This window comes from Variovorax sp. FW305-3-2-15-B-LB1, from assembly GCF_058787635.1.
This window is the reverse complement of record NZ_JBYSZY010000004.1, coordinates 13,662-35,542: the sequence shown is the minus strand read 5'-3', so window position 1 is coordinate 35,542 and position 21,881 is coordinate 13,662. Positions and strand designations below refer to the sequence as shown.

Annotated in this window: 23 protein-coding genes and 1 pseudogene; 18 read left to right on the top strand and 6 right to left on the bottom strand. The window is 69.7% G+C overall.

Annotated elements, in window-relative coordinates; genetic code table 11:
* Positions 1-26 precede the first annotated feature (26 nt).
* A complete protein-coding gene (locus AC3WQR_RS03810; RefSeq protein ID WP_159274934.1) occupies positions 27-782 on the bottom strand; it encodes an enoyl-CoA hydratase/isomerase family protein in 756 nt (251 codons plus the stop codon).
* Positions 783-840: 58 nt separating this feature from the next.
* Between AC3WQR_RS03810 and AC3WQR_RS03805 the strand changes: the two genes are divergently transcribed.
* Complete coding sequence (locus tag AC3WQR_RS03805) at positions 841-1,512, top strand: GntR family transcriptional regulator (protein WP_492741194.1); 672 nt, start codon at positions 841-843, stop codon at positions 1,510-1,512.
* 20 nt (positions 1,513-1,532) lie between these two features.
* Here the strand turns inward: AC3WQR_RS03805 and metG are convergent, their stop codons facing one another.
* Complete coding sequence (gene metG / locus AC3WQR_RS03800; protein WP_492741193.1) at positions 1,533-3,629, bottom strand: methionine--tRNA ligase; 2,097 nt, start codon at positions 3,627-3,629, stop codon at positions 1,533-1,535.
* Positions 3,630-3,855: 226 nt separating this feature from the next.
* On the opposite strand from metG, the gene AC3WQR_RS03795 reads away from it, so the two are divergent.
* The 5 genes from AC3WQR_RS03795 to AC3WQR_RS03775 all read left to right on the top strand — a co-directional run bounded on the left by AC3WQR_RS03795 (position 3,856) and on the right by AC3WQR_RS03775 (position 7,323).
* The gene (locus AC3WQR_RS03795; RefSeq protein ID WP_492741192.1) at positions 3,856-4,887 is read left to right on the top strand and encodes an isocitrate/isopropylmalate dehydrogenase family protein; all 1,032 of its coding nucleotides are present in this window, start codon (positions 3,856-3,858) and stop codon (positions 4,885-4,887) included.
* A 30-nt stretch (positions 4,888-4,917) separates the two neighbouring features.
* A complete protein-coding gene (locus AC3WQR_RS03790; protein ID WP_492741191.1) occupies positions 4,918-5,646 on the top strand; it encodes a phosphodiester glycosidase family protein in 729 nt (242 codons plus the stop codon).
* A 41-nt stretch (positions 5,647-5,687) separates the two neighbouring features.
* Positions 5,688-6,380 carry a YceH family protein gene (locus AC3WQR_RS03785; protein WP_492741190.1) on the top strand — a complete coding sequence of 231 codons (693 nt, stop codon included), beginning with the start codon at positions 5,688-5,690 and terminating at the stop codon, positions 6,378-6,380.
* 83 nt (positions 6,381-6,463) lie between these two features.
* Positions 6,464-6,919: a hypothetical protein gene (locus tag AC3WQR_RS03780; protein WP_070061471.1), complete on the top strand. Its 456-nt coding sequence runs from the start codon at positions 6,464-6,466 to the stop codon at positions 6,917-6,919.
* 44 nt (positions 6,920-6,963) lie between these two features.
* Positions 6,964-7,323, top strand: a complete 360-nt coding sequence (locus AC3WQR_RS03775) for a hypothetical protein (protein ID WP_492741189.1) — start codon at positions 6,964-6,966, stop codon at positions 7,321-7,323.
* A gap of 7 nt (positions 7,324-7,330) precedes the next feature.
* On the opposite strand, the gene AC3WQR_RS03770 is transcribed toward AC3WQR_RS03775, so the two are convergent.
* Entirely contained in the window at positions 7,331-7,804 is a 474-nt protein-coding gene (locus tag AC3WQR_RS03770) for an Lrp/AsnC family transcriptional regulator (RefSeq protein ID WP_070061473.1), read from the bottom strand.
* 88 nt (positions 7,805-7,892) lie between these two features.
* On the opposite strand from AC3WQR_RS03770, the gene AC3WQR_RS03765 reads away from it, so the two are divergent.
* From AC3WQR_RS03765 to AC3WQR_RS03755, 3 genes and pseudogenes are all read left to right on the top strand, one after another.
* Positions 7,893-9,074 carry a M20 aminoacylase family protein gene (locus AC3WQR_RS03765; RefSeq protein WP_492741188.1) on the top strand — a complete coding sequence of 394 codons (1,182 nt, stop codon included), beginning with the start codon at positions 7,893-7,895 and terminating at the stop codon, positions 9,072-9,074.
* Between the two features lie 28 nt (positions 9,075-9,102).
* Positions 9,103-10,299 (top strand): annotated as a pseudogene (locus AC3WQR_RS03760) (diaminopropionate ammonia-lyase); the annotation flags it as partial.
* 9 nt (positions 10,300-10,308) lie between these two features.
* Positions 10,309-11,547 (top strand): M20 family metallo-hydrolase, encoded by a 1,239-nt coding sequence (locus AC3WQR_RS03755; RefSeq protein WP_492741263.1) that lies wholly within the window; start codon positions 10,309-10,311, stop codon positions 11,545-11,547.
* Between the two features lie 31 nt (positions 11,548-11,578).
* Here the strand turns inward: AC3WQR_RS03755 and AC3WQR_RS03750 are convergent, their stop codons facing one another.
* Positions 11,579-12,784, bottom strand: a complete 1,206-nt coding sequence (locus AC3WQR_RS03750; RefSeq protein WP_487847803.1) for a patatin-like phospholipase family protein — start codon at positions 12,782-12,784, stop codon at positions 11,579-11,581.
* 107 nt (positions 12,785-12,891) lie between these two features.
* Between AC3WQR_RS03750 and apbC the strand changes: the two genes are divergently transcribed.
* From apbC to tsaA, 4 genes are all read left to right on the top strand, one after another.
* Positions 12,892-13,983 carry an iron-sulfur cluster carrier protein ApbC gene (gene apbC / locus AC3WQR_RS03745; protein ID WP_062478984.1) on the top strand — a complete coding sequence of 364 codons (1,092 nt, stop codon included), beginning with the start codon at positions 12,892-12,894 and terminating at the stop codon, positions 13,981-13,983.
* A gap of 71 nt (positions 13,984-14,054) precedes the next feature.
* Positions 14,055-15,005: a LysR family transcriptional regulator gene (locus AC3WQR_RS03740; protein ID WP_489059686.1), complete on the top strand. Its 951-nt coding sequence runs from the start codon at positions 14,055-14,057 to the stop codon at positions 15,003-15,005.
* A gap of 52 nt (positions 15,006-15,057) precedes the next feature.
* A complete protein-coding gene (locus AC3WQR_RS03735; protein ID WP_062478989.1) occupies positions 15,058-15,405 on the top strand; it encodes a winged helix-turn-helix domain-containing protein in 348 nt (115 codons plus the stop codon).
* Positions 15,402-15,899: a tRNA (N6-threonylcarbamoyladenosine(37)-N6)-methyltransferase TrmO gene (gene tsaA, locus AC3WQR_RS03730; RefSeq protein WP_492741187.1), complete on the top strand. Its 498-nt coding sequence runs from the start codon at positions 15,402-15,404 to the stop codon at positions 15,897-15,899. The genes AC3WQR_RS03735 and tsaA overlap by 4 nt, the downstream gene beginning before the upstream one ends.
* On the opposite strand, the gene AC3WQR_RS03725 is transcribed toward tsaA, so the two are convergent.
* Both AC3WQR_RS03725 and AC3WQR_RS03720 read right to left on the bottom strand, forming a co-directional pair.
* Positions 15,860-16,540: a nitroreductase family protein gene (locus AC3WQR_RS03725; RefSeq protein WP_492741186.1), complete on the bottom strand. Its 681-nt coding sequence runs from the start codon at positions 16,538-16,540 to the stop codon at positions 15,860-15,862. The two genes, tsaA and AC3WQR_RS03725, sit on opposite strands and share 40 nt — an antisense overlap.
* A complete protein-coding gene (locus tag AC3WQR_RS03720) occupies positions 16,537-16,776 on the bottom strand; it encodes a hypothetical protein (RefSeq protein ID WP_070061480.1) in 240 nt (79 codons plus the stop codon). The genes AC3WQR_RS03725 and AC3WQR_RS03720 overlap by 4 nt, the downstream gene beginning before the upstream one ends.
* 115 nt (positions 16,777-16,891) lie before the next feature.
* Here AC3WQR_RS03720 and modB point away from each other — a divergent pair, with 115 nt between their 5' ends.
* The 5 genes from modB to AC3WQR_RS03695 all read left to right on the top strand — a co-directional run bounded on the left by modB (position 16,892) and on the right by AC3WQR_RS03695 (position 21,869).
* Positions 16,892-17,581 (top strand): molybdate ABC transporter permease subunit, encoded by a 690-nt coding sequence (modB, locus tag AC3WQR_RS03715; RefSeq protein WP_070061481.1) that lies wholly within the window; start codon positions 16,892-16,894, stop codon positions 17,579-17,581.
* A gap of 28 nt (positions 17,582-17,609) precedes the next feature.
* The gene (gene modA / locus AC3WQR_RS03710) at positions 17,610-18,359 is read left to right on the top strand and encodes a molybdate ABC transporter substrate-binding protein (protein ID WP_492741185.1); all 750 of its coding nucleotides are present in this window, start codon (positions 17,610-17,612) and stop codon (positions 18,357-18,359) included.
* Positions 18,356-19,147, top strand: coding sequence for an ABC transporter ATP-binding protein (locus AC3WQR_RS03705; RefSeq protein WP_095949325.1), 792 nt, complete (start codon positions 18,356-18,358; stop codon positions 19,145-19,147). Before modA ends, AC3WQR_RS03705 begins: the two co-directional genes overlap by 4 nt.
* 92 nt (positions 19,148-19,239) lie before the next feature.
* The gene (locus tag AC3WQR_RS03700; RefSeq protein WP_492741184.1) at positions 19,240-21,582 is read left to right on the top strand and encodes an FdhF/YdeP family oxidoreductase; all 2,343 of its coding nucleotides are present in this window, start codon (positions 19,240-19,242) and stop codon (positions 21,580-21,582) included.
* Positions 21,579-21,869, top strand: coding sequence for a helix-turn-helix domain-containing protein (locus tag AC3WQR_RS03695; protein ID WP_307586209.1), 291 nt, complete (start codon positions 21,579-21,581; stop codon positions 21,867-21,869). The genes AC3WQR_RS03700 and AC3WQR_RS03695 overlap by 4 nt, the downstream gene beginning before the upstream one ends.
* The last annotated feature ends 12 nt before the right edge of the window (positions 21,870-21,881 follow it).

Genomic DNA, 21,881 nt, shown 5'->3' with positions numbered 1-21,881 from the left:
CTTGTGTGGGGAAGGGGCGGGCGCGCTCAGCGGCCCTGGAACACCGGCGTGCGCTTCTCGCGCCAGGCCCGGCCGCCCTCGGCGAGGTCTTCGGAGGCGACGGTGCGCTGCACCTCGCGCGAGATCGCGGCGGCGTCGGCGGTGCCGCGCGCGATCTGGTTCAGGTGCTTCTTCATGCCCAGCAGCGCCAGCGGCGCCATGCCCGCGAGCACGGTGCGCAGGCGCTGCACCTCGGCGTCGAGCGCGGCGGCGTCGTCGACCAGCTGCGTGAGAAAGCCGCAGTCGCGCATGGCGGCGCCGTCGAGCTTCTCGGCGGTGAGAAAGAGGCGCTTGGCCGTGTCCAGCCCCAGCCGCGACACGTAGCGTTCCATGCCGCTCTGGTAGTAGTGCAGGCCGAGCCGGGCGGCCGGCATGAACATCTCGGCGCTGCGGGCGCCCACGCGGAAGTCGCAGGCCAGCACGAGGTCGGTCGCGCCGCCGTAGACGCCACCGTGCACCGCCGCGATGGTGACGGCGCGGCAGTTTTCGAACACATCGACCATCTCGCCGAAGCTGCGGCCCTCGGTCTGGCTCTGGGTGGCCACCTCTGATATATCAAATCCGCTGCAGAAGTACTTGCCCTCGGCGCGCAGGACCAGCACCAGCACCTCGGGCGTGCGGTTCACTGTGTCCACATGCTGGATCAGCACGGGAAGATCGTCCGGCGTGAGCTTGTTGGCGGCCTGGGGACGGTGTAGCGTCAGGTAGGCCACGTGGCCGTCGATCGCGAGGGTGGGAGACATTGATGTACCAAACAGATGAATTGATATATCTGTAAGGTTAGCTAATATCCAGATCGCCATGCAACCCGCGAAAACCCTCGACACCCACAGCCTGCAGGACCGCATCCGAGCCCGGCTCGAACAAGACATCCTGGGCGGCGTGCTGTCGCCCGGCATGGCCATCGACGAAAAGGCCCTGGCCCTGAGCTTCAACACCTCGCGCACGCCGGTGCGCGAGGCGCTGCTGCTGCTCAGTGCGCGCGGGCTGGTCGACATCGTTCCGCGCACCGGCATCTACGTGCGCCAGCTGCGGGCGAACGAACTGGTGGCGATGATGGAAGCGCTCGGCGAGCTCGAAGGCGTGCTGGCGCGGCTGGCCGCGCTGCGCATCGGCCCGGCGCTGCGCGAGGAGCTGCTGCGCGCCCTGGCCGGCACCGCCGCGCAGGCGCTGGCGGACGACGCCGAGGCGTACCAGCAGGCCAACGCCGCGCTGCACGACGTGATCTACCGCGCCAGCGGCAACCCCTTCATCGTGGAGCAGGCGCAGACCGTGCGGCTGCGCATCTCGGCCTACCGTGGGCGGATGTTCGAGAAGCCCGGCCGGCTCGCCGCTTCACAGCGGGAGCACGAACGGGTGGTCGAGTGGATTCTGAAAGGCCACGCGGACAACGCCGCGGAGGCGATGCGCGACCACATCTCGGTGGGCGGCAAGGTGTTTGCCGACCTCGTGTTGAGCAACAAGTTCGGCTAGTTCTTCTTTGCGTGGTCGGGTCAGCGCACGCGCATGCCCGGCGTCGCGCCCGCCCAGGGCTCGAGCACGTGGATGCCCGGGTGGGCTTTTTCGTCGCCGTGGCTCGCGGCCAGCACCATGCCTTCGCTGACGCCGAACTTCATCTTGCGCGGCGCGAGGTTGGCGACCAGCACGGTGAGCTTGCCCACGAGCTGTTCCGGCTGGTAGGCCGAGGCGATGCCGCTGAACACGTTGCGCGTCTTGCCTTCGCCCGCGTCGAGCGTCAGGCGCAGCAGCTTGGTCGAGCCCTCGACCTTCTCGCAGGCCACGATCTTCGCGATGCGCAGGTCGATCTTCGCGAAGTCGTCGATGGTGATGGTCGGCGCGATGGCTTCGCCGCCGGGCAGCTCCTGCGCTTCGGTGGCGACGGGTGCGGCAGCCGCGGCTTCGGGCACGTCGAACAGCTTGTCGACCTGCTTGGGGTCGGCGCGCTGCATCAGGTGCTTGTAGTCGCCGATGGCGTGGCCGGCCGGCAGAGCCTGCGCCGCGTCGGCCCAGACCAGCGGGGCGATCTTCAGGAAGGCCTCGACGTTCACGGCCAGCGCCGGCAGCACCGGCTTCAGGTACAGCGTGAGCAGGCGGAAGGCCTCGATACACACCGTGCACACGTCGTGCAGGCGCGCCTCGGCGCCTTCCTTCTTGGCCAGTTCCCAGGGCTTGTTCTGGTCGACGTACTCGTTCACCTTGTCGGCCAGCGCCATCACCTCGCGCAGCGCGCGGGCGTAGTCGCGGCCGTCGTACAGCGACTGCACCTGCGTGGCCGCAGCGCGCAGCGTGGACAGCAGCGTGTCGCCGTCGGCCGACACCGCACCGAGCTGGCCGCCGAAGCGCTTGCCGATGAAGCCGGCCGCGCGGCTGGCGATGTTGATGTACTTGCCCACGAGGTCGCTGTTCACGCGCGCCACGAAGTCGTCGGGGTTGAAGTCGATGTCCTCGTTGCGGCCGTTGAGCTTGGCGGCGATGTAGTAGCGCAGCCATTCGGGGTCGAGCCCGATCGACAGGTACTTGAGCGGGTCGATGCCGGTGCCGCGGCTCTTGCTCATCTTCTCGCCGCTCACCGTCAGGTGGCCGTGCACGTACACGGCATTGGGCGCCTTGCGGCCGCTGAAATGCAGCATCGCGGGCCAAAACAGCGTGTGGAAGGTGATGATGTCCTTGCCGATGAAGTGCACCTGCTCCAGCTCGGGGTCGGCCATGTACTCGGTGTACGAGATGCCGTCGCCGCCCAGCTCGATGCAGCGCTTGTCCAGCAGGTTCTTCAGCGAGGCCAGGTAGCCCACGGGCGCGTCCAGCCACACGTAGAAGTACTTGCCCGGCGCATCGGGGATCTCGATGCCGAAGTAGGGCGCGTCGCGGCTGATGTCCCAGTCGCCCAGGCCGCCCTTGCCTTCGTCGTCCTTGTAGAGCCACTCGCGGATCTTGTTCTGCACCTCGGGCTGCACGTGGCCGGGGGCGGCGGTCCATTCCTTCAGGTAGGCCTCGCAGCGCGGGTCCGACAGCTTGAAGAAGAAGTGCTCCGAGCTGCGCAGCTCGGGCTTGGCGCCCGACAGCGCCGAGTAGGGGTTGATCAGCTCGGTGGGCGCGTACACGGCGCCGCACACCTCGCAGTTGTCGCCGTACTGGTCCTTCGAGTGGCAGTTGGGGCACTCGCCCTTGATGAAGCGGTCGGCCAGGAACATGCCCTTGGCCGGGTCGTAGAACTGCTCGACGCTCTTGGTCTCGATGAGGCCGTTGGCGCGCAGGTCGCGGTAGATGTCCTGCGCCAGCTGGTGGTTCTCGGGCGCGTCGGTCGAGTGCCAGTTGTCGAAGGCGATGTGGTAGCCGTCCAGGTAGGGCTTGCGGCCCGCGGCGATCTCGGCCACGAAGGCCTGCGGCGTCACGCCGGCCTTGTCGGCCGCGATGGTGATGGCCGCGCCGTGTGCGTCGTCGGCGCACACGAAGTTGACGTCGGCGCCATTCATTCGCTGGTTCCGCACCCAGATGTCGGCCTGGATGTATTCCATCATGTGGCCGATGTGGAACTTGCCGTTGGCATACGGCAGGGCGGTGGTGACGAAGAGCTTGCGCGGGGCGGACATCGGGGAGGGCGCTTTCGGGAGTGACGAACGGAAGGGGCGCGGGGCCCGTGGAGGCGGCCAGGGGCCGCGTCCGGGAACCGGGCATTTTAGGCGGCCCGTCCCGGGGCCGCCGCCATGGGGCTGCTCACCCCACCGGCGGGGTACCCGGAGTGACCCCGAAGGCCGCGGGGGTGTCGCCCGTGCGACGTATGCTCGCAGCCTCTTTACTGAAAGTGAGCCGCCGCCGATGACCACCTCGATCCCTGCAACCCTCATCCCCGGCGACGGCATCGGCCCCGAGATCGTCGACGCGACCCTGGCGGCGCTCGACGCGCTGAAGGCGCCTTTCGTGTGGGACACCCAGATCGCCGGCCTGGGCGGCGTCAAGGCCTCGGGCGACCCGCTGCCCAAGGCCACGCTGGACAGCATCCGCAGCACCCGCCTGGCGCTCAAGGGCCCGCTCGAAACCCCTTCGGGCGGCGGCTACCGCTCGTCGAACGTGCGCCTGCGCGAGGAGTTCCAGCTGTACGCCAACCTGCGCCCCGCACGCACCATCATCCCGGGCGGGCGCTACGACAACATCGACCTGACCGTGGTGCGCGAGAACCTCGAGGGCCTGTACATCGGCCACGAGCACTACGTGCCCATCGACGGCGACCCGCACGCCGTGGCCATGGCCACCGGCGTCAACACCCGCAAGGGCAGCCGCCGCCTGCTCGAATACGCGTTCGACACCGCCGTGGCCACCGGCCGCAAGAAGGTCACGCTGGTGCACAAGGCCAACATCATGAAGGCGCTCACCGGCATCTTCCTGGAGACCGGCCTCGACCTGTACGAAGAGAAGTACAAGGGCCAGTTCGAGCTCGACACCGTGATCATCGACGCCTGCGCGATGAAGCTGGTGCTCAATCCCTGGCAGTTCGACATGCTGGTGACCACCAACCTGTTCGGCGACATCCTCTCGGACCTCGTGGCCGGCCTGGTCGGCGGCCTGGGCATGGCGCCCGGCGCCAACATCGGCACCAACGCCGCGATCTTCGAGGCCGTGCACGGCTCGGCGCCCGACATCGCCGGCAAGGGCATCGCCAACCCGATCGCGCTGATGCTGGCGGCCGCGCTCATGCTCGACCACGTCAAGCGGCCCGAGCTGGCCACGCGCCTGCGCACCGCCATCGACCAGACGCTCAACCTGGACAACGTGCGCACCGGCGACCTCGGCGGCAGCGCCGGCACGGCGGCCTTCACGAAGGCGCTGGTCGCGCGCATCAACGGCGGCTGAGCGAAAAAAAGAGGCAGCGCAGGTCGTCGCATGAAAAAACTGCTGCTGCCTGCGCTGGTCTTCCTGCTCGCCGGCCTGGCGTGGTCCGCCGCCGCCGGCGGCGTGGACGCGCCGCCGCGCTACACCGTCGTCAAGGTCGACCTGCGCACCGACAAGCTCGCGCTGTTCCTGAACGACGACACCGGCGCCGCCTTCAAGCGCTTCGACCGGCTCGAGGCCTGGCTGAAGGCGCGCCACAAGCAATTGCTGTTCGCGGCGAACGCCGGCATGTACCACGCCGACTTCGCACCCGTCGGGCTGCTGGTGCGCGAAGGCCGCGAGGAAGCGCCTTTGAGCCTGGCCGACGGCGTCGGCAATTTCTTTCGCAAGCCCAACGGCGTGTTCCTGGTGACGGCCGAGGGGCCGCGCATCGTCGAGGCGTCGGAATACCCGTCGATCGCTGCGAAGGGCGGTGTGCAGCTGGCGACCCAGTCGGGCCCGCTGCTGCTGCGCCACGGCGCGGTGCACCCGGCGCTCATTCCGAATTCGGATTCGCGCAAGATCCGCAACGGCGTGTGCGTGTCGAGCAGCACCGCGGTCTTCGTCCTTGCCGAGACGCCGGTGAACTTCTACGACTTCGCGCTGTACTTGCGCGACGCGCTGCATTGCCGCGATGCGCTGTACCTCGACGGCACCGTGTCGGCGATCTATTCGAAGACACTGCAGCGCAACGACTTCGTGCGCGATCTCGGGCCGATGCTGGCCGTGGTGGCGCCCTGAGGCCCGGTTGCCTTTTCACTTCTGCCCTTTCTCCCAGAGCCATGTCCACACCGCTGCCCGTCCTGTCCCTCCTCGAAACCCGCGTCCTCGGCGTGCTGGCCGAAAAGCAGCGCACCGTGCCCGACAGCTACCCGCTCACGCTCAACTCGCTGGTGTCGGGTAGCAACCAGAAGACCAGCCGCAACCCGGTGCTCGAACTCAGCGAGTCGCAGGTGCAGGCCGCCATCGACAGCCTGAAGGGCTACAGCCTCGTGGCCGAGACCAGCGGCGGGCGCGCCTTCCGCTACGAGCACAACATCGACCGCGTGCTGCGCATTCCGTCGCAGTCGGTGATCCTGCTCACCGTGCTGATGCTGCGCGGCCCGCAAACAGCAGGCGAGCTGCGCATCGCATGCGACCGCATGCACAACTTCGCCGACATCTCGTCGGTTGAGGGTTTCCTCAACGAACTCGCCGAACGGCCAGCCGGTGCGCTGGTGGTGAAGCTGGCGCGCCTGCCGGGCGCGCGCGAAAGCCGCTGGGCGCACCTGCTGAGCGGGCCGCCGGCGGAAGAGATCGCAGGGCCGGGCGCATCGGGCGACGGCGCCTTCGCCACGCACGGCGACTCGCTCGGTGAGGTCGCGGCGCTCAAGGCCAACGTGGCGCGGCTCGAGACCGAGGTGGCGTCGCTGAAGGCGCTGCTGGGGCGCGTGTGCGCGGAACTGGGCATTGCGCCCGACGCGCCGACAGCCTGATACCGCGCTTCACACAGGCTTCATCCAGCCCGCACATTCGCTGCCTACCGTCGGACCCATTGCGAACCAATGGAGCTCCGACCATGGACCACGGACAAACGGCCACCTGGCGCGACCCCGCGCCCTTCGACGACATCACCCGCCGCCTGCTGGGCGGGCTGGCGGCCCTGGCCGGCGTGGCCAGCCTCTACGCCTTCTTCTGGTGGGCCGCCTCGGCCACCGGCTTCCTGCTGTTCGACGGCTGGTGGCACACCTGGCGCGGCCTGGGCACCGCGCTCGCGTTCCGCGACGCCGACTCGGCGTTCTACCTGCTGAGCTGGACGCTGTCGGTCCTCGGCGGTGCGATCGGCTGGGTTGCGCTGGTCGCGCTCGCCGTGACCCATGGGCGTGGCTGGGGCGCGGTGCCGACGTGGATCAAGGTTGGCTGCCTGCTCGGCGCGGTCGCGGGGCTGGCCTTCGAACCCGGCCGGCTGCTGGCGCTGGCGCCGATCGTCGGCGCGGTGCTGTTGATGCTGCGGTCGATGCTGTCGGCGCGCTGAGCGCATCGGCTATCGTCGGCTTCCACCTCGTTCGCGGGAGCCGCATGACCTACGCCTGTCCCCATTGCCGCCAGCCGGGCATCGCCGCCGTTGCCAAGCGCTGGTCCAGCCGCGAAACGCCCGCGGCGTGCGGACTTTGCGGCAAGCTCTCGCATGTGCTGGCCAGCACCTCGAGCGGGATCGGGGTGGCGGGCCTGCTGATCGTCGTGCTGTCGGGCATCGCAGCAGCCGCATGGGACATGGCGCCGCTGCTCTTGCTTGGCGTGGGCCTCGCGGTGGCGAACAACTTTCGCGCCTGGCGCCGCGCCAAGCTGTGGCCGATCTCGAAGGAAAGCGCCGAAAGCGCCAAGAAGGCCGGCTGGTTCATTCTGGGCCTGCTGGCGCTGTTCGGCCTGGGTTCGTGACGCGCCCTCAGCCCCCCACCGACACCGGCACATCCAGGCTCACCTTCACCGGGTCCATCGTCACCAGCGTGCGAAAGCGCTTGACGTTGTTGCTCTGGAAAAACAGCTGGCGGGTTAGCGCGGTGTACTGCGCCATGTCGCGCACCACGCACACGAGGATGAAGTCCCACTCGCCCGTCACGTAGTAGCACTGCTGCACCTGGGGGCAGTCGCGAAAGCTTTGCTTCATGGCGTCGAGCCGTTCGATCTGCTCGCTCTCGGCTTCGACCTCGACCACGATGGTGAGCGGGTGCCCGAGCGCGGCGGGCGACAGCACGGCGCCGTGGCGCTGGATCACGCCCTCGTCGCGCAGGCGCTTGAGCCGGCGGTTCACCGCCGCCGTCGACAGGTGGATGCGCTCGCCCAGTTCGCCCTGCGAGAGGCGGCTGTCGGCCTGGATCAGTTCGAGCAGGCGCAGGTCGAGGGCGTCGAGGGGTGTCATGAGAAAGGGCAGGCTTCACGCAAAAACGTTGCGTGGCGGCGGCTCATTTTGCGCACCTGTCCCGCTGGGTTGTCAATAGCATCTCGCCATGAAGTTTCCTGACGCACCCCTGCGCGACCAGCTGGCCGGCTGGCGGCACCAGCTGCATGCGATGCCCGAGACCGGCTTCGAGGAGGCGAAGACCTCGGCCTTCATTGCCAGCGCGCTGCGGGCGCTGGGGCTCGAGGTGCACACCGGCATCGGCGGCACCGGGCTGGTCGCCAGCCTCACGGTGGGCAGCGGGACGGGCGTGATCGGCCTGCGCGCCGAGATGGACGCGCTGGCCATCACCGAGCTGGCGACCGAGCGGCCGTACGCCTCCGGCACGCCCGGGCGCATGCACGCCTGCGGCCACGACGGCCACATGGCGATGGTGCTCGGCGCCGCGCAGCTGCTGCGCGAGCGGCGCGATTTCGACGGCACCGTGCGCTTCATCTTCCAGCCCGCCGAAGAACACGGCCGCGGCGCCCGGGCCATGATGGACGACGGCCTGTTCGAACGCTTTCCGGTCGACGAGATCTACGGCCTGCACAACATGCCCGGCCTGCCCGCCGGCACCTTCGCCACGCGCGCGGGCGGCCTGATGGCGAGCGAGGACAACTTCGTCATCCACATCCACGGCCGGGGCACGCACGCCGCGCGGCCGCACATGGGCATCGACCCGATCGTGATCGGCGCGCAGATCGTGCTGGCGCTGCAGACCATCGTCTCGCGCACGCTCGACCCCGGCGCGCAGGCCGTGGTGTCGTGCACCGAGTTCATCACCGACGGCATCCGCAACGCGATTCCGTCGAACGTGGTCATCAAGGGCGACACGCGCAGCTACGACCCGGCCGTGCAGCGCATGCTCGAGGCGCGCATGCGCGAGATCAGCGAAGGCCTCTGCCGCATGCACGGCGCGGAGTGCACGTTCAGCTACACGCACGAGTTCGCGCCCACCGTGAACTGGGCCGAATGCGTGCCGACCGCGGTGGCCGCCGCCACGGCCGTGGTGGGCGCCGAGAAGGTCGACGCCAACGTCGCGCCGATGATGATCTCGGAAGACTTCGGCGCCTTCCTGCGCGCCGTGCCGGGCGCTTTCGTCTTCCTGGGCAACGGCGCCGAGGGCGAGCCCGGCGGCACGCCGCTGCACAACGGCCGCTACGACTTCAACGACGCGGTGCTGACCACGGGCGCGCGCTACTTCGCGCAGATCGTGCGCCAGCGGCTTCCCGTGCGCGCCGCCGCCTGATCCATTCTTCTTTTCTGGTTTTTTTCCCATGCTCTTCGCCAACCCTCACGCGCAACGGCGCGGCTACGACGCGGCCCTGCAGGCCGTCATGAACATCGCACGCGGCCGCGAGAGCCGCCAGTGGCTGTCCACCTGGGACCGGCTCTCGCCGCAGCCGACGCCGGCGTGGCCCTTGCCCCGGCTCGCCGCGCAGCTGGGCATCGCGCAGGTGGTTGTGAAGGACGAATCGCGCCGCTCCGCGCTCGGCAGCTTCAAGGTGCTCGGTGCGCCCGTGGCCTTGCTGCGGCTCGTGCTGCGCCGCTGGTCCGAGCAAGGCTGGACGCCCGCCGACCTGTTCGCGGGCCGGCATGCCGAGGCGCTGCGCGACTTCGTCGTCATCAGCGCGACCGACGGCAACCATGGCCGCGCATTGGCCGCGGCCGCGCAGAGCATGGGCTGCCGCTGCGTGATCGTGCTGCACGCGCAGGTCAGCGAAGAGCGCGAGGCGCCCATCGCCGCGCTCGACGCCGAGATCGTGCGCATCGCCGGCAACTACGACGCCTCGGTCGAAGAAGCTGCGCGCCTGGCCCGGGTGAACGGCTGGGAGGTCGTCTCCGACACCTCCTACGAAGGCTACGAAGAGATTCCGCGCGACGTGATGCAGGGCTACGGCATCCTCGTCGACGAGCTGCTCGAGAACACCGCGCCCGGCGCGCCGTGCCCCTTCACCCACGTCATCGTGCAGGGCGGCGTTGGCGGGCTCGCGGCCGGCGTGGCGAGCCATTTCTGGGAGCGCTACGGCGCCGCGCGGCCGACCTTGATCGTCGTCGAGCCCGAACAGGCCGACTGCCTGCTGCAGAGCGCGCGCAGCGGCCGGCCCGACCGCGCCACCGGCAGCGTCGATTCCGTGATGGCGGGGCTGGCCTGCGGCGAGACCTCGCCGCTCGCGTGGCGCTTCCTGCAGCCCTCGGTCGATCTCTTCATGACCGTCGCCGATGCCGACGCCGAGCACGCCATGCGCACCTTCGCCACCGGCGAGGCGGGCGACGTGCCCGTGCTGGTCGGCGAATCGGGCGCGGCCGGCCTGGCCGCGCTGCAGGTGCTCGCGGCCGACCCCGAACTGGCGCGCGCGGCGGGCCTCGACGCCACCTCGCGCGTGCTGCTGTTCAGCACCGAAGGCGCGACCGCGCCCGGCGTGTACCGCGCGCTGACGGGCCGCTCGGGCGAAGAAGTGGTCGCGGCGCAGACGCAATGGCTGCAGCGCGAAGGCATCGCCGAAGCCGCGCTGATGGCGCGCATCGACGACCACGCCGCCATCGGCGCGACGGCGCAGGGCGGTGTCTGCCGCATCGCGCTCACCGACGCCGACCGCGCGGGCCGCGACCGACTCGTGCAGTGGATGCGCGAGCTGGACCTCACCGTGCGCATCGACCGCATCGGCAACATCTTCGGCATCCGCCCCGGCCAGCTGCCCGATGCGAAGCCCGTGATGACCGGCTCCCACATCGACACCGTCGCCACGGGCGGGCGCTACGACGGCAACTACGGCGTGCTGGCCGGCCTGGAGGTGGTGCGCTGGCTCAACGAACGCCAGCGCCAGACGCTGCGCCCCTTCGTGGTCGCCGCGTTCACCAACGAGGAGGGCGTGCGCTTCATGCCCGACATGATGGGCTCGCTGGTGCACGCGGGCGGGCTGGCGCTCGAGGCGGCGCTCGATACCGTCGCCACCGACGGCGCGCGGCTGGGCGACGAACTCGCGCGCATCGGCTACGCGGGCGACATGGCCTGCGGCGCGCTGGTGCCGCATGCGTTCGTCGAACTGCACATCGAGCAGGGCCCGGTGCTGGAGGCCGGGGGCGTCACCATCGGCGCGGTGGCCGACCTGCAGGGCATCTCGTGGCAGGAGATCGTCGTCACCGGCCAGTCGAACCACGCGGGCACCACGCCCATGCACCTGCGCCACGACGCCGGCTACTGCGCCGCCGCCATCGCGGTGTTCGTGCGCGAACTGGCGCGCCGCTACGGCGGCAGCCAGGTCGCGACCGTCGGCGCGATCGACCTGCACCCGAACCTCATCAACGTGATCGCGGCGCGCGCCACGCTCACGGTCGACCTGCGCAACACCGACGAGGCGACGCTGAAGGACGCCGAAGGCGAGTTGGCGGACTACCTGCGGCAACTCGAAACAACCGAAGGCGTGACCATCGAAGCCCGCACGCTGGCGCGCTTCGAGCCGGTGCAGTTCGATGAACGGCTGGTGCGCCTCGTCGAGGCCAGCGCGCACGCCCGCGGCCTGAGCCACCGCCGCATGACCTCGGGCGCGGGCCACGACGCGCAGATGATGGCGCGCATCGCGCCCGCCGCCATGGTCTTCGTGCCGAGCGTGCGCGGCATCAGCCACAACCCGAAGGAGCACACGGCGAGCGCCGACCTGGCGCAGGGCGCGAACGTGCTGCTGGACGTGGTGCTGGGGCTGCTGGACGAGGCGGGGTGAGCGGCGCGAACTCAGCCGGTCGCGTGCGCCGTCACGTCGGCACCCACCCGAAGAACCGCAGCACCTCGTCGCGCTGGCGCATCGCGTCCGCGCGCCCCAGCGCCATGAGCTCGCGCGTGTAGGCCGACTCGAACAGCAGGTAGCTGGCGAGCGCGCCGCCCTTCACGTCGGCCGCGACCTTCGAGCCGCCCAGCAGGTGCCGTACGGCGCCCGGCAGCGCGTCGACGTGGCGCGCCGCGATCATGTCGATGCGCTCCGACGGCGAGATCACCAGCAGGTCGAGCGGGCGCAGCGTGCTCGCGGCGCGCGCCTCTTCGGGGATCAGGCCCAGCGTGTGGTTGATGCGGCGCAGGCGCTCGATGTCGACCGCCAGCGCATCCAGAAAGATGCTCGACAGCGCATGGCCGGCGATCTGCGCCATGGTCGGATAGCCGCTGTGGGTGTTGGGCGCGTCCTCGTCGCGCGGCTCGTGCATGCGGCCCGCGCCGATCACCACGATGCGCTGCGCACCCAGATGGATCGCCGCCGCGATGGGCGCCGACTGGCGCATCGAGCCGTCGCCGAAGTACTCGGTGTGGCCCGGCGGCATCGGCAGCGCGGTGGCCGGGAACACGAAGGGAATGGCCGACGAGGCCATCAGGTGCGCGTGCGTGATGCGGTCGCGCACCGACAGGCGCTGCGAGCGCACCCAGGGCTCCATCGGCACGGCCGCCTCGAAGAAGGTCACGTGCTCGCCCGAGCTGTAGCTCGAGGCCGTGACCGCCAGCGCTTGCACGTGGCCCTGCTGCATGAGCGTCGGCAGGCGGTCCAGCGGCACCAGGCGTTGCAGCAGGCCGGCCAGCGGGGAGTTGTCGAGCAGCGACTTCGGCTTGATGCGCATCCAGTTGGCCGCAAAGCGCCCCAGGCCGAGCAGCATGCGCCAGCGCGCGCCGCTGCCGAGCACCGAGAGCGAGTCGGCGCGGTAGATCTGCTCGGCGCGGAATTCGCCCCACACCTGCGCGATGTGCGCGACCACGCGGTCGAAGTCGTCGGCGCCGCAGGCCAGCGCGGCGGCGTTGATGGCGCCGGCCGAGGTGCCGGTGATGATCTGGAACGGGTTGCCGCCGCCGATGGCCGCACCCGCCGCCACGGCGTCGCGCCGGATCTCGGCGATGGCTTCGAGCACGCCGACCTGGTAGGCGGCGCGGGCGCCGCCGCCTGTCAGCAGCAGGCCGGTGGCGGGGCTTGTCTCGGGCATTGCGTCGGTGTCTTTTCTTCTTCGGCGTTTTTCGGACGGGAAATGAGCGCGTCCCGGTACGGGCTTGGCGGGCGGAATAGACTACCCGCCATTCAGGAGTTTGATCAATGGCACTCACCCCCGACGGGCTCATGGACGCACTCAAGAGCGTCACGGACCCTAACACCGGCAAAGAATTCGCAGCGACCCGCTCGCTCAAAAACCTGCAGATCGCCGAGGGCGATGTCTCGTTCGACCTCGAACTGGGCTACCCCGCCAAGAGCCAGCACGCGGCCATCCGCAAGTCGCTGGTGGCCGCGGCCAAGGCCGTGCCGGGCGTGGAGAACGTGTCGGTCAACATCGTCACCAAGGTCATCAGCCATGCGGTGCAGCGCGGCGTGCAGCTGATGCCCAACGTGCGCAACATCGTGGCCGTGGCCTCGGGCAAGGGCGGCGTGGGCAAGAGCACCACGGCCGCCAACCTGGCGCTGGCGCTGGCCGCCGAGGGCGCCAGCGTGGGCCTGCTCGACGCCGACATCTACGGCCCGAGCCAGCCCATGATGATGGGCCTGGACGGGCGCCCCGAGAGCATCGACGGCAAGAACATGGAGCCCAAGGAGCGCCACGGCGTGCAGGTGATGTCGATCGGCTTCCTGGTCGACGCCGACCAGGCCATGATCTGGCGCGGCCCCATGGCCACGCAGGCGCTCGAGCAGCTGCTGCGCCAGACCAACTGGAAAGACCTCGACTACCTGATCGTCGACATGCCGCCGGGCACCGGCGACATCCAGCTCACGCTGAGCCAGCGCGTGCCGATGACGGGCGCGGTGATCGTCACCACGCCGCAAGATATCGCGCTGCTCGACGCGCGCAAGGGCATCCAGATGTTCGAGAAGGTCGGCGTGCCGATCCTGGGCATCGTGGAAAACATGGCGGTGCACATCTGCTCCAACTGCGGCCATGCCGAGCACATCTTCGGCGCCGACGGCGGCAAGAAGATGGCGGCCGAGTACCAGATGGCCTACCTGGGCGCGCTGCCGCTGGACATCAACATCCGGCTGCAGGCGGACAGCGGGGCGCCCACGGTGGTGTCCGACCCCGACGGCGAGGTGGCCGGGCTCTACAAGGCCGTGGCGCGCAGCGTGGCGGTGGGGATCGCGGAGAAGGCGAAGGACTTTTCCGCGAAGTTCCCGACGATCTCGATCAGCAAGAACACCTGAGGCAGAGGCGGGGCGAGGGCCTGCGCAGGCGCCCCGGACGAGAGTCCCCAAGAAGAAAAAGGACGCACGCAATGAACCTGCTCGCCTCGATGCGCTACCTCGTCGCACTCAGCGAGCACAAGCATTTCGGCCGCGCCGCCCAGGCCTGCCACATCACGCAGCCGGCGCTGTCCAACGCGCTGCGCGCGCTGGAAGGCGAGTTCGGCGTCGTCATCGTCAAGCGCTCCCGCGTGTACGTGGGCCTCACGCACGAAGGCGAGCGCGTGCTGGCCACGGCGCAGCGCATGCTGCGTGACAACGAGGTGCTGCTGCAGGAGCTGCGCAGCGAGGCCGGCGACCCGCGCGGGCGCCTGCGCATGGCCGCCGTGCCCACCGCGATCCCGATGCTGTCGCGCTTTGCCGCGATGCTGCAGCAGCGCCATCCGGGCATCGTGCCGGCCGTGCTGTCCATGAGTTCGCAGGAGCTGGAAACAGGCCTGGAAAACCTCTCGGTCGACCTCGCGCTGGGCTACACCGAGCGCATGCACCTGCCGGGCGTCAAGCTCAAGGCCTGGCCGCAGAGCATCGAGCATTACTTCCTGCTGCGGCGCGCGAAGAAGCCCTCGGCCGACCGGTTGCGCATCGGCCGCCCCATCCCCTGGGCCGAGGCCGGCAAGCTGCCGCTGTGCCTGCTCACGCCCGACATGCACAACCGCGCCATCATCGACCAGGCCCTGCGCGAGGCCGGCGTGGCCGCGGTGGCGCCCGCCATCGAGACCAACTCGGTGCTCACGCTCGCGCTGGCCGTGAGCGCGGGCACCGTCAGCAGCGTGCTGCCCGGCGCCATGGTGGCGGCCGTGCGCAGCCACCGCGAACTGGAGGCGCTGCCGCTGGTGGCGCCCGAGGTGCGCACGCCCATCGGCTTCATGACGCAGGAGGGCGTGCGGCCCGCGCGGGCGCTCGATGCGGCGCTGGCCTTTTTGCAGACGCCCGAATGGCAGGCGCAGGCGCGCCAGCACAGCGGCGCGCTCGACGCCGCGTAGCCCCGGCCGACGGGTGCTGACGGCACCCGGATGGTTTACCCTTCGCGCCATCATGAAATCCAAAGCCCAGTTCCGCCTGCGCATCTACCGGGACGACACCATCGCCATCGGCCCCGGCAAGATCGCCGTGCTCGAAGCCGTGGCCGAGACCGGTTCGATCTCGGCGGCGGCCCGCCTGCTCGGCATGTCGTACCGCCGCGCGTGGATGCTGATCGACGAGATGAACCAGACGCTGGCCTCGCCGGCCGTGAACACCGCCGCCGGCGGCTCGCGCGGCGGCGGCACGGCGCTCACGCCCGTGGGCGAGGACATCGTGAAGCGCTACCGCGCGATCGAGAACGCCGCGCGCCTGGCGACGGCGGCCGACGTTCGCGCGCTCACGCGCCTGCTGGCCCCATGAACGCCGCCGACATCGACCCTGTCGTCTGCCGCCCGGTCGGCATCGTGCGCAGCCGCTTCACCGAGACCTCGGGCATGCCCATCCAGACGGCCGGCGCGCCCGACGAAACGGGGCGCCTGGAGGTGTTCGCCGAATTCGCGCCGGGGCTGCGCGACATCGAAGGCTTCGACTACCTGATCCTCGTGACGCACCTGCACCGCTGCGCGCACGAACGGCTCGAGGTGGTGCCCTTCCTGGACGACGCCACGCACGGCGTGTTCGCCACGCGCGCGCCCGCGCGGCCCAACCGGCTGGGCCTGTCGATCGTGCGGCTCACGGCGGTGGACGGCGCGACGCTGCACTTCAGCGGCAACGACATGGTCGACGGCACGCCCGTGCTCGACATCAAGCCCTACGTGCCGCGCTTCGACGTGCGCGAGACCGAACGCGTGGGCTGGTTCGGCGCGCGGCTCGATCAGCTGCCGCGCACGCGCTCCGACGGCCGGATGGACTGATCGCCGTCGGCTGACGCCTCGCCGGCCGCGCCCGGCAGCAGGTCGCCCTGCCAGCACGACCACACGTCCTGCGACAGCGTCTCGCGCGCCTGCGGCGGCGCCTCGCGGATCGTGCCCATGCTGATGAAACCCGCCAGGTACTCGCCCGGCTGCACGCCGACCTGGCGCACCAGCGTCTCGTCGAAGCAGCGCTCGCCGCTCAGCACGATGGCGCCGTAGCCCAGCTGGTGCGCGGCGGCCAGCAGGTTGCCCAGCGCCGCGCCGGCGCCCAGCCACTGTTCGCGCGCGGGGATCTTGCTGCGCTCGCGCGGCGACACCACGAAGCCCAGCAGCAACGGCGGACGCGTGGCGTGCTCGCGGGCGCGCCGCAGGTCGGTCGGGCTGGCGAGCGGATCGCGGCGCAGCTTTTCCTGTTCGAAGCACCAGGCCAGCGCCTCGCGGTTCTGCGGGCGGAACTCGATCACGCGCCACGGATGCAGCCCGCCGTGGTCGGGCGCGCGCAGGCCGGCCTGAAGGATGGCGTCGAGTTCGTCGGGGTTCGGGCCGGGCGATTGCAGCCGCCGCGGCGACACCGAGCGCCGCGTCAGCAGGACTTCGAGGATGCGTTCCGCACCCGTCATGTGGCGCCACATGGTGGTCATTGCTCGCGCCGGTCGGTCCATGCGGCGCTGCGGCGCAGCACCTCGCCGATGTCCTGCGCGTCGCCCGGCGCCACCAGGAACGACTGGCTTTCGCCGCCCGGCGCGATGATCGACAGCACGAAGCCGCCGGCGTCCAGCGTGCGCTCGATGCGCCATTCGTGCACCTGCGTCACATGGCGAAGCTCGGGCCTGCCGGAGGTCGAGCGGACAACGGTGTCATGAGGGGAAAGGCGCATGGGGCGGATGGACAAAGTCTCCAACGCTGTATCCGCCAGTATATGAAGACCGGCGCATCCGTGCATCCCCGTGGGAACCAGAAGGCCGCTCATGTAACAATTGCGCCGTATCTCAATGAACACGACGACCACCTCTTCGCTCATCGCCACCACCGACTGGTCGCCGCTGGTCCTGTCGCTGCAGGTCGCGGCGGTCGCGACCTTGCTGGCGCTGGTCGCGGGCGTCGCGCTGGGCTGGGTGTTCGCACGCAAGCAGTTCACCGGCTCGGGCGTGCTCGAGGCCGTGTTCATGCTGCCGCTGGTGCTGCCGCCCACGGTGATCGGCTACGCCATCCTGGTGGCGGCGGGGCGCCGCAGCCCGCTCGGCGCCTGGCTGCGTGAGCACTTCGACTACACCATCATCTTCAGCTGGCACGGCGCCGTGGTGGCGTCGGCCGTGGTGGCGCTGCCGCTGGTGCTCAAGTCGGCCAGCGCGGCGTTCTCGAACGTCGACCGCTCGCTCGAGGCCGCCGCGAGCACCTTGCGCCAGTCGCCGTTCTCGGTGTTCTTGCGCGTCACGCTGCCGCTGGCCTGGCCCGGCATCCTGGCCGGCACGCTGCTCGCGTTCGCGCGCGCCATGGGCGAGTTCGGCGCTTCGCTGATGGTGGCCGGCTCCATTCCCAAGCAGACCCAGACCCTGTCGATGGCCATCTACGACGCCGTGCAGGCCGGCCACGACGACCTGGCGCTGCTGCTGGTGGTCGTCACGTCGGTGCTGTCGATTGCCGTGCTGGTCGTGTCGAACCGCTTCTTTTCGCTTCGTTGATTCCCCCTTTTTCCAGGAGACTGTGCCCATGCGTCCGTTGCGTCTTTTGTCCGTCGTGCTTGCCCTGGCCCTGCCGTTTGCGGCCGCCGCGCAGCAGATCACCGTGTCCGCCGCCGCGAGCCTGACCGACGCGTTCAAGGAAATCGGTCCCAAGTTCGAAGCCGCCAAGGCGGGCAGCACCGTGCGCTTCAACTTCGCGGCCTCGGGCGTGCTGCTGCAGCAGATCGGGCAAGGCGCGCCGGTCGACGTGTTCGCCAGCGCCGACCAGGAAACCATGAACCGCGGCAACGACCAGAAGCTCATCGACACCGCCACCCGCAAGGACTTCGTCACCAACAGCCTCGTGCTGGTCGAGCCCGCGCAGGGCGCCGTCGGCCTGAAGTCGCTGCAGGACCTGAGCGGTGCGAACGTGAAGAAGATCGCCGTCGGCAAGACCGCCACCGTGCCGGTCGGCCGCTACACCAAGCAGGTGCTGGACAACGCCAAGCTCTGGACCGCGCTCGAACCCAAGTTCGTGCAGGCCGACAGCGTGCGCCAGGTGCTCGACTACGTGAGCCGTGGCGAGGTCGAGGCCGGTTTCGTCTACCGCACCGACGCGGCCGTGGCCGGCGACAAGGTCAAGGTCGCCTTCACGCCCACCGGCCACACGCCCGTGACCTACCCCATCGCCGTGGTGGCCGAGAGCAAGCAGAAGGCGCTGGCCGGCGACTTCATCGCCTTCCTGTCGACGCCTGCGGCCCAGGAAGTGCTCGCGCGCTACGGTTTCGGCAAGCCATGATCGATGTCGATCTGCAGCTCACGGTGAAGGACGGGGCCCGGCGCTTCGACCTCGCCGTGCGCTTCCAGACCGACGTTCCTTTCGCCGCCCTCTACGGCCCTTCGGGGGCCGGCAAGTCGCTCACCTTGCAGGCCATCGCCGGCCTGCTGCATCCGTCGGCGGGCCATGTGCGGCTGGACGGCCGCACGCTGTACGACGCGGCGCAGCGCATCGACGTGCCCGCGCCGGCGCGCCGCATCGGCTATCTGTTCCAGAACTACGCGCTGTTCCCGCACCTCACGGTGCGCGAGAACGTGGCCTTCGGGCTCACCGCGTGGCACCGCCGCACGCTGCCGGCCCGCGACGCCGAGCGCGTGCAGGCGCTGCTAGCCAGCTTCGGCCTCGCCGCGCTGGCCGACAGCCGGCCGCAGAAACTCTCGGGCGGCCAGCAGCAGCGCGTGGCCCTGGCGCGCGCGCTGGCCTGCGAGCCGCAGGTGCTGCTGCTCGACGAACCCTTTGCCGCGCTCAACCCCATGCTGCGCGCCGAGCTGCGCAACGAACTCGCGCAGGTGCGCAAGCAATGGGGCATTCCGGTGCTGATGATCACGCACGACATCGAGGACGTGCTCGCCCTGGCCGACGTGGCCTTTGTCTACAAGGACGGGCAGGTGGTGCGCGAGATCGACCTGCACAACGCCGACAGCCGTGACTTTGCGCTGCGGGAGATTGCCGGGGTGCAGGAGGTGGAGGAGACGCCGCTGCGCAGCAAGCTGCGGGGTTTGTTGATGGGTGGCGCGCGCGAGGCCTGAGCGCCGTTTTCTTCCTTCGTCATTTCCATTTTGAATCGTCGCATGTCGCGATTCAATTTGACGCCACGCCCCCTCAGGCCAACACTGCCGCCATGAGCGAGCAGAAGATCGAGTTTTACAAGGGCCCCGCCGGTGGCTGGGGCGCGTTGCGCAGCGTGACGAATGCGCTGTTGCGACAGGACATTCCGGTCAAGGGCGCGAAGACGCTGCTCTCGGCCAACCAGCCCGACGGCTTCGACTGCCCCGGCTGCGCCTGGCCCGACCGCAACCATGCCTCGACCTTCGAGTTCTGCGAGAACGGCGTGAAGGCCGTGGCCGCCGAGGCCACCGCGCGCCGCGCGGGCCCGGAACTGTTTGCCAAACACACCGTGGCCGAGCTGGCCCAGCAGAGCGACTTCTGGCTCGAAGACCAGGGCCGCCTCACGCACCCCATGGCCTACGACGCGGCCAGCGACAGGTACGTGCCCATCGACTGGGACGAGGCTTTCGCATTGATTGCGCGCCACCTGAACGCGCTGCCCGACCCGAACCAGGCCATCTTCTACACCTCGGGCCGCGCGAGCAACGAGGCGGCTTTTCTGTACCAGCTGTTCGTGCGCGAGTACGGCACCAACAATTTTCCCGACTGCTCGAACATGTGCCACGAGCCCAGCGGCAGCGGCATGCGACCGCAGCTGGGCGTGGGCAAGGGCACGGTCACGCTGGAAGACTTCGAGAAGGCCGACGCGATCTTCATCTTCGGCCAGAACCCGGGCACCAACCACCCGCGCATGCTCGGCGAGCTGCGCGCGGCGTCCAAGCGCGGCGCGCGCATCGTGAGCTTCAACCCGCTGCGCGAGCGCGGCCTGGAGCGCTTTGCCGACCCGCAGGACAAGCTGGAGATGGCCACGCTGGGCTCCACGCCGATCAGCACGCACTACTTCCAGCTGCGCGTGGGCGGTGACTTCGCGGCGGTGAAGGGGATGATGAAGCACGTCATCGAGCGCGAAGACGAGGCGGTGGCGCGGGGCGAGCCTTCGGTGCTCGACCACGCGTTCATCGCCGAGCACACCCTGGGTTTCGAGGCGCTGGCCAGCGACCTGCGCGCCGAATCGTGGCCGCTGCTGGCGCAGGAGTCGGGCCTGAGCGAAGCGCAGATGCGCGCGGCGGCCGACGTGTACCTGGGCGCGAAGCGCGTCATCGCCTGCTGGGGCATGGGCATCACACAGCACCAGCATTCGGTGGCCACGATCCAGATGATCGGCAACTGGCTCATGCTGTGCGGCCACATGGGCCGCGAGGGCGCGGGCGCCTGCCCGGTGCGCGGCCACAGCAACGTGCAGGGCGACCGCACCATGGGCATCTGGGAGAAGCCGCCGGCCGCGCTGCTCGACCGGCTGCAGCAGGTGTTCGGCTTCGAGCCGCCGCGCCAGAACGGCGTGGACACGGTCGAGGCGATCCAGCTCATGCTCGACGGCAAGGGCAAGGTGTTCTTCGCGCTGGGCGGCAACTTCGCGGCCGCCACGCCCGACACCTACCAGACCTGGAAGGCGCTGCAGCAGTGCGACCTCACGGTGCACGTGACGACCAAGCTCAACCGCAGCCACATCATCCACGGGCGCGAGGCGCTCATCCTGCCGTGCCTGGGCCGCACCGAGATCGACATGCAGGCCAACGGTCCGCAGGGCGTGACGGTCGAAGACTCGATGAGCATGGTCCACATCTCGATGGGCATCAACCCGCCCGCGTCGGAGCACCTGTTGTCCGAACCGGCCATCGTGGCGCGCCTTGCTGCAGCCACCATCGGCGCGTGCAGCAAGACGCCGTGGCTTTGGCTGGTGGAAGACTACGCCCGCATCCGCGACAAGATCGAAGCCGTGTTCGACGACTTCAAGGACTTCAACGCACGCGTGGCGCACCCCGGCGGCTTCCGCCTGCGCAACACGGCGAGCGAGCGCGTGTGGGCCACCGCGTCGAAGAAGGCCGTGTTCTTCACGCACGCCGTGCCGCTGGACACGCACGCCCACCGGGCCCGCGCGCGCTTTGCGTCGCAGCGCGACACGCTGGTGTTCACGCTGCTCACCACGCGCTCGCACGACCAGTACAACACCACGATCTACGGCATGGACGACCGCTACCGCGGCGTGTTCGGCCAGCGCCGCGTGGTGTTCATCCACAAAGACGACATCCGCCAGCTCGGCATGAAGGACGGCGACTGGGTCGACATCCAGACCGTGTGGAGCGACGGGCAGGAACGGCGTGCCGACCGCTTCAAGCTGGTGGCCTACGACATCCCGCGCGGCAACCTCGCGGCCTACTACCCCGAGACGAACCCGCTGGTGCCGCTGTCGTCGGTGGCCGAGAACGCGGGCACGCCGACCTCCAAGTCGATCCCCGTGGTGCTGTCGCTGCATGTGGCGCCGGTCGCGGTGGAGGCCGACGCCGTGGCGGCATGAGCGATTCGGGGTTCGACGCCGACGCCTTTTCCATCGCGATCCTGCGCGCACTCGCTGAAGCTCCGGGCGAGGGCGGCATGTCGCTGCCGCGCCTGGGCAAGCGGCTGGGGCAGGGCGCGAGCGTGGTCATGCGCCAGCTCACGCTGATGGGCGATGCCGCATTGGGCGGCGTGCGCGGACCGGGCTGGGTGCGCGTGGTGCAGCTGGACGATCGCTGGGTCGCGCACCTCACCGACGCCGGGCGCGCGATGCTCGAGCGCCTGCCGGCTGACGAAAAACCCGGCTGAGCGGACAATGGC

Excerpts from the sequence above, each read along its gene's own strand:
- AC3WQR_RS03810 (WP_159274934.1), bottom strand. The coding sequence starts at position 782 with ATGTCTCCCACCCTCGCGATCGACGGCCACGTGGCCTACCTGACGCTA.
- AC3WQR_RS03805 (WP_492741194.1), top strand. The coding sequence starts at position 841 with ATGCAACCCGCGAAAACCCTCGACACCCACAGCCTGCAGGACCGCATC.
- metG (WP_492741193.1), bottom strand. The coding sequence starts at position 3,629 with ATGTCCGCCCCGCGCAAGCTCTTCGTCACCACCGCCCTGCCGTATGCC.
- AC3WQR_RS03795 (WP_492741192.1), top strand. The coding sequence starts at position 3,856 with ATGACCACCTCGATCCCTGCAACCCTCATCCCCGGCGACGGCATCGGC.
- AC3WQR_RS03790 (WP_492741191.1), top strand. The coding sequence starts at position 4,918 with ATGAAAAAACTGCTGCTGCCTGCGCTGGTCTTCCTGCTCGCCGGCCTG.
- AC3WQR_RS03785 (WP_492741190.1), top strand. The coding sequence starts at position 5,688 with ATGTCCACACCGCTGCCCGTCCTGTCCCTCCTCGAAACCCGCGTCCTC.
- AC3WQR_RS03780 (WP_070061471.1), top strand. The coding sequence starts at position 6,464 with ATGGACCACGGACAAACGGCCACCTGGCGCGACCCCGCGCCCTTCGAC.
- AC3WQR_RS03775 (WP_492741189.1), top strand. The coding sequence starts at position 6,964 with ATGACCTACGCCTGTCCCCATTGCCGCCAGCCGGGCATCGCCGCCGTT.
- AC3WQR_RS03770 (WP_070061473.1), bottom strand. The coding sequence starts at position 7,804 with ATGACACCCCTCGACGCCCTCGACCTGCGCCTGCTCGAACTGATCCAG.
- AC3WQR_RS03765 (WP_492741188.1), top strand. The coding sequence starts at position 7,893 with ATGAAGTTTCCTGACGCACCCCTGCGCGACCAGCTGGCCGGCTGGCGG.
- AC3WQR_RS03750 (WP_487847803.1), bottom strand. The coding sequence starts at position 12,784 with ATGCCCGAGACAAGCCCCGCCACCGGCCTGCTGCTGACAGGCGGCGGC.
- apbC (WP_062478984.1), top strand. The coding sequence starts at position 12,892 with ATGGCACTCACCCCCGACGGGCTCATGGACGCACTCAAGAGCGTCACG.
- AC3WQR_RS03740 (WP_489059686.1), top strand. The coding sequence starts at position 14,055 with ATGAACCTGCTCGCCTCGATGCGCTACCTCGTCGCACTCAGCGAGCAC.
- AC3WQR_RS03735 (WP_062478989.1), top strand. The coding sequence starts at position 15,058 with ATGAAATCCAAAGCCCAGTTCCGCCTGCGCATCTACCGGGACGACACC.
- tsaA (WP_492741187.1), top strand. The coding sequence starts at position 15,402 with ATGAACGCCGCCGACATCGACCCTGTCGTCTGCCGCCCGGTCGGCATC.
- AC3WQR_RS03725 (WP_492741186.1), bottom strand. The coding sequence starts at position 16,540 with ATGACCACCATGTGGCGCCACATGACGGGTGCGGAACGCATCCTCGAA.
- AC3WQR_RS03720 (WP_070061480.1), bottom strand. The coding sequence starts at position 16,776 with ATGCGCCTTTCCCCTCATGACACCGTTGTCCGCTCGACCTCCGGCAGG.
- modB (WP_070061481.1), top strand. The coding sequence starts at position 16,892 with ATGAACACGACGACCACCTCTTCGCTCATCGCCACCACCGACTGGTCG.
- modA (WP_492741185.1), top strand. The coding sequence starts at position 17,610 with ATGCGTCCGTTGCGTCTTTTGTCCGTCGTGCTTGCCCTGGCCCTGCCG.
- AC3WQR_RS03705 (WP_095949325.1), top strand. The coding sequence starts at position 18,356 with ATGATCGATGTCGATCTGCAGCTCACGGTGAAGGACGGGGCCCGGCGC.
- AC3WQR_RS03700 (WP_492741184.1), top strand. The coding sequence starts at position 19,240 with ATGAGCGAGCAGAAGATCGAGTTTTACAAGGGCCCCGCCGGTGGCTGG.
- AC3WQR_RS03695 (WP_307586209.1), top strand. The coding sequence starts at position 21,579 with ATGAGCGATTCGGGGTTCGACGCCGACGCCTTTTCCATCGCGATCCTG.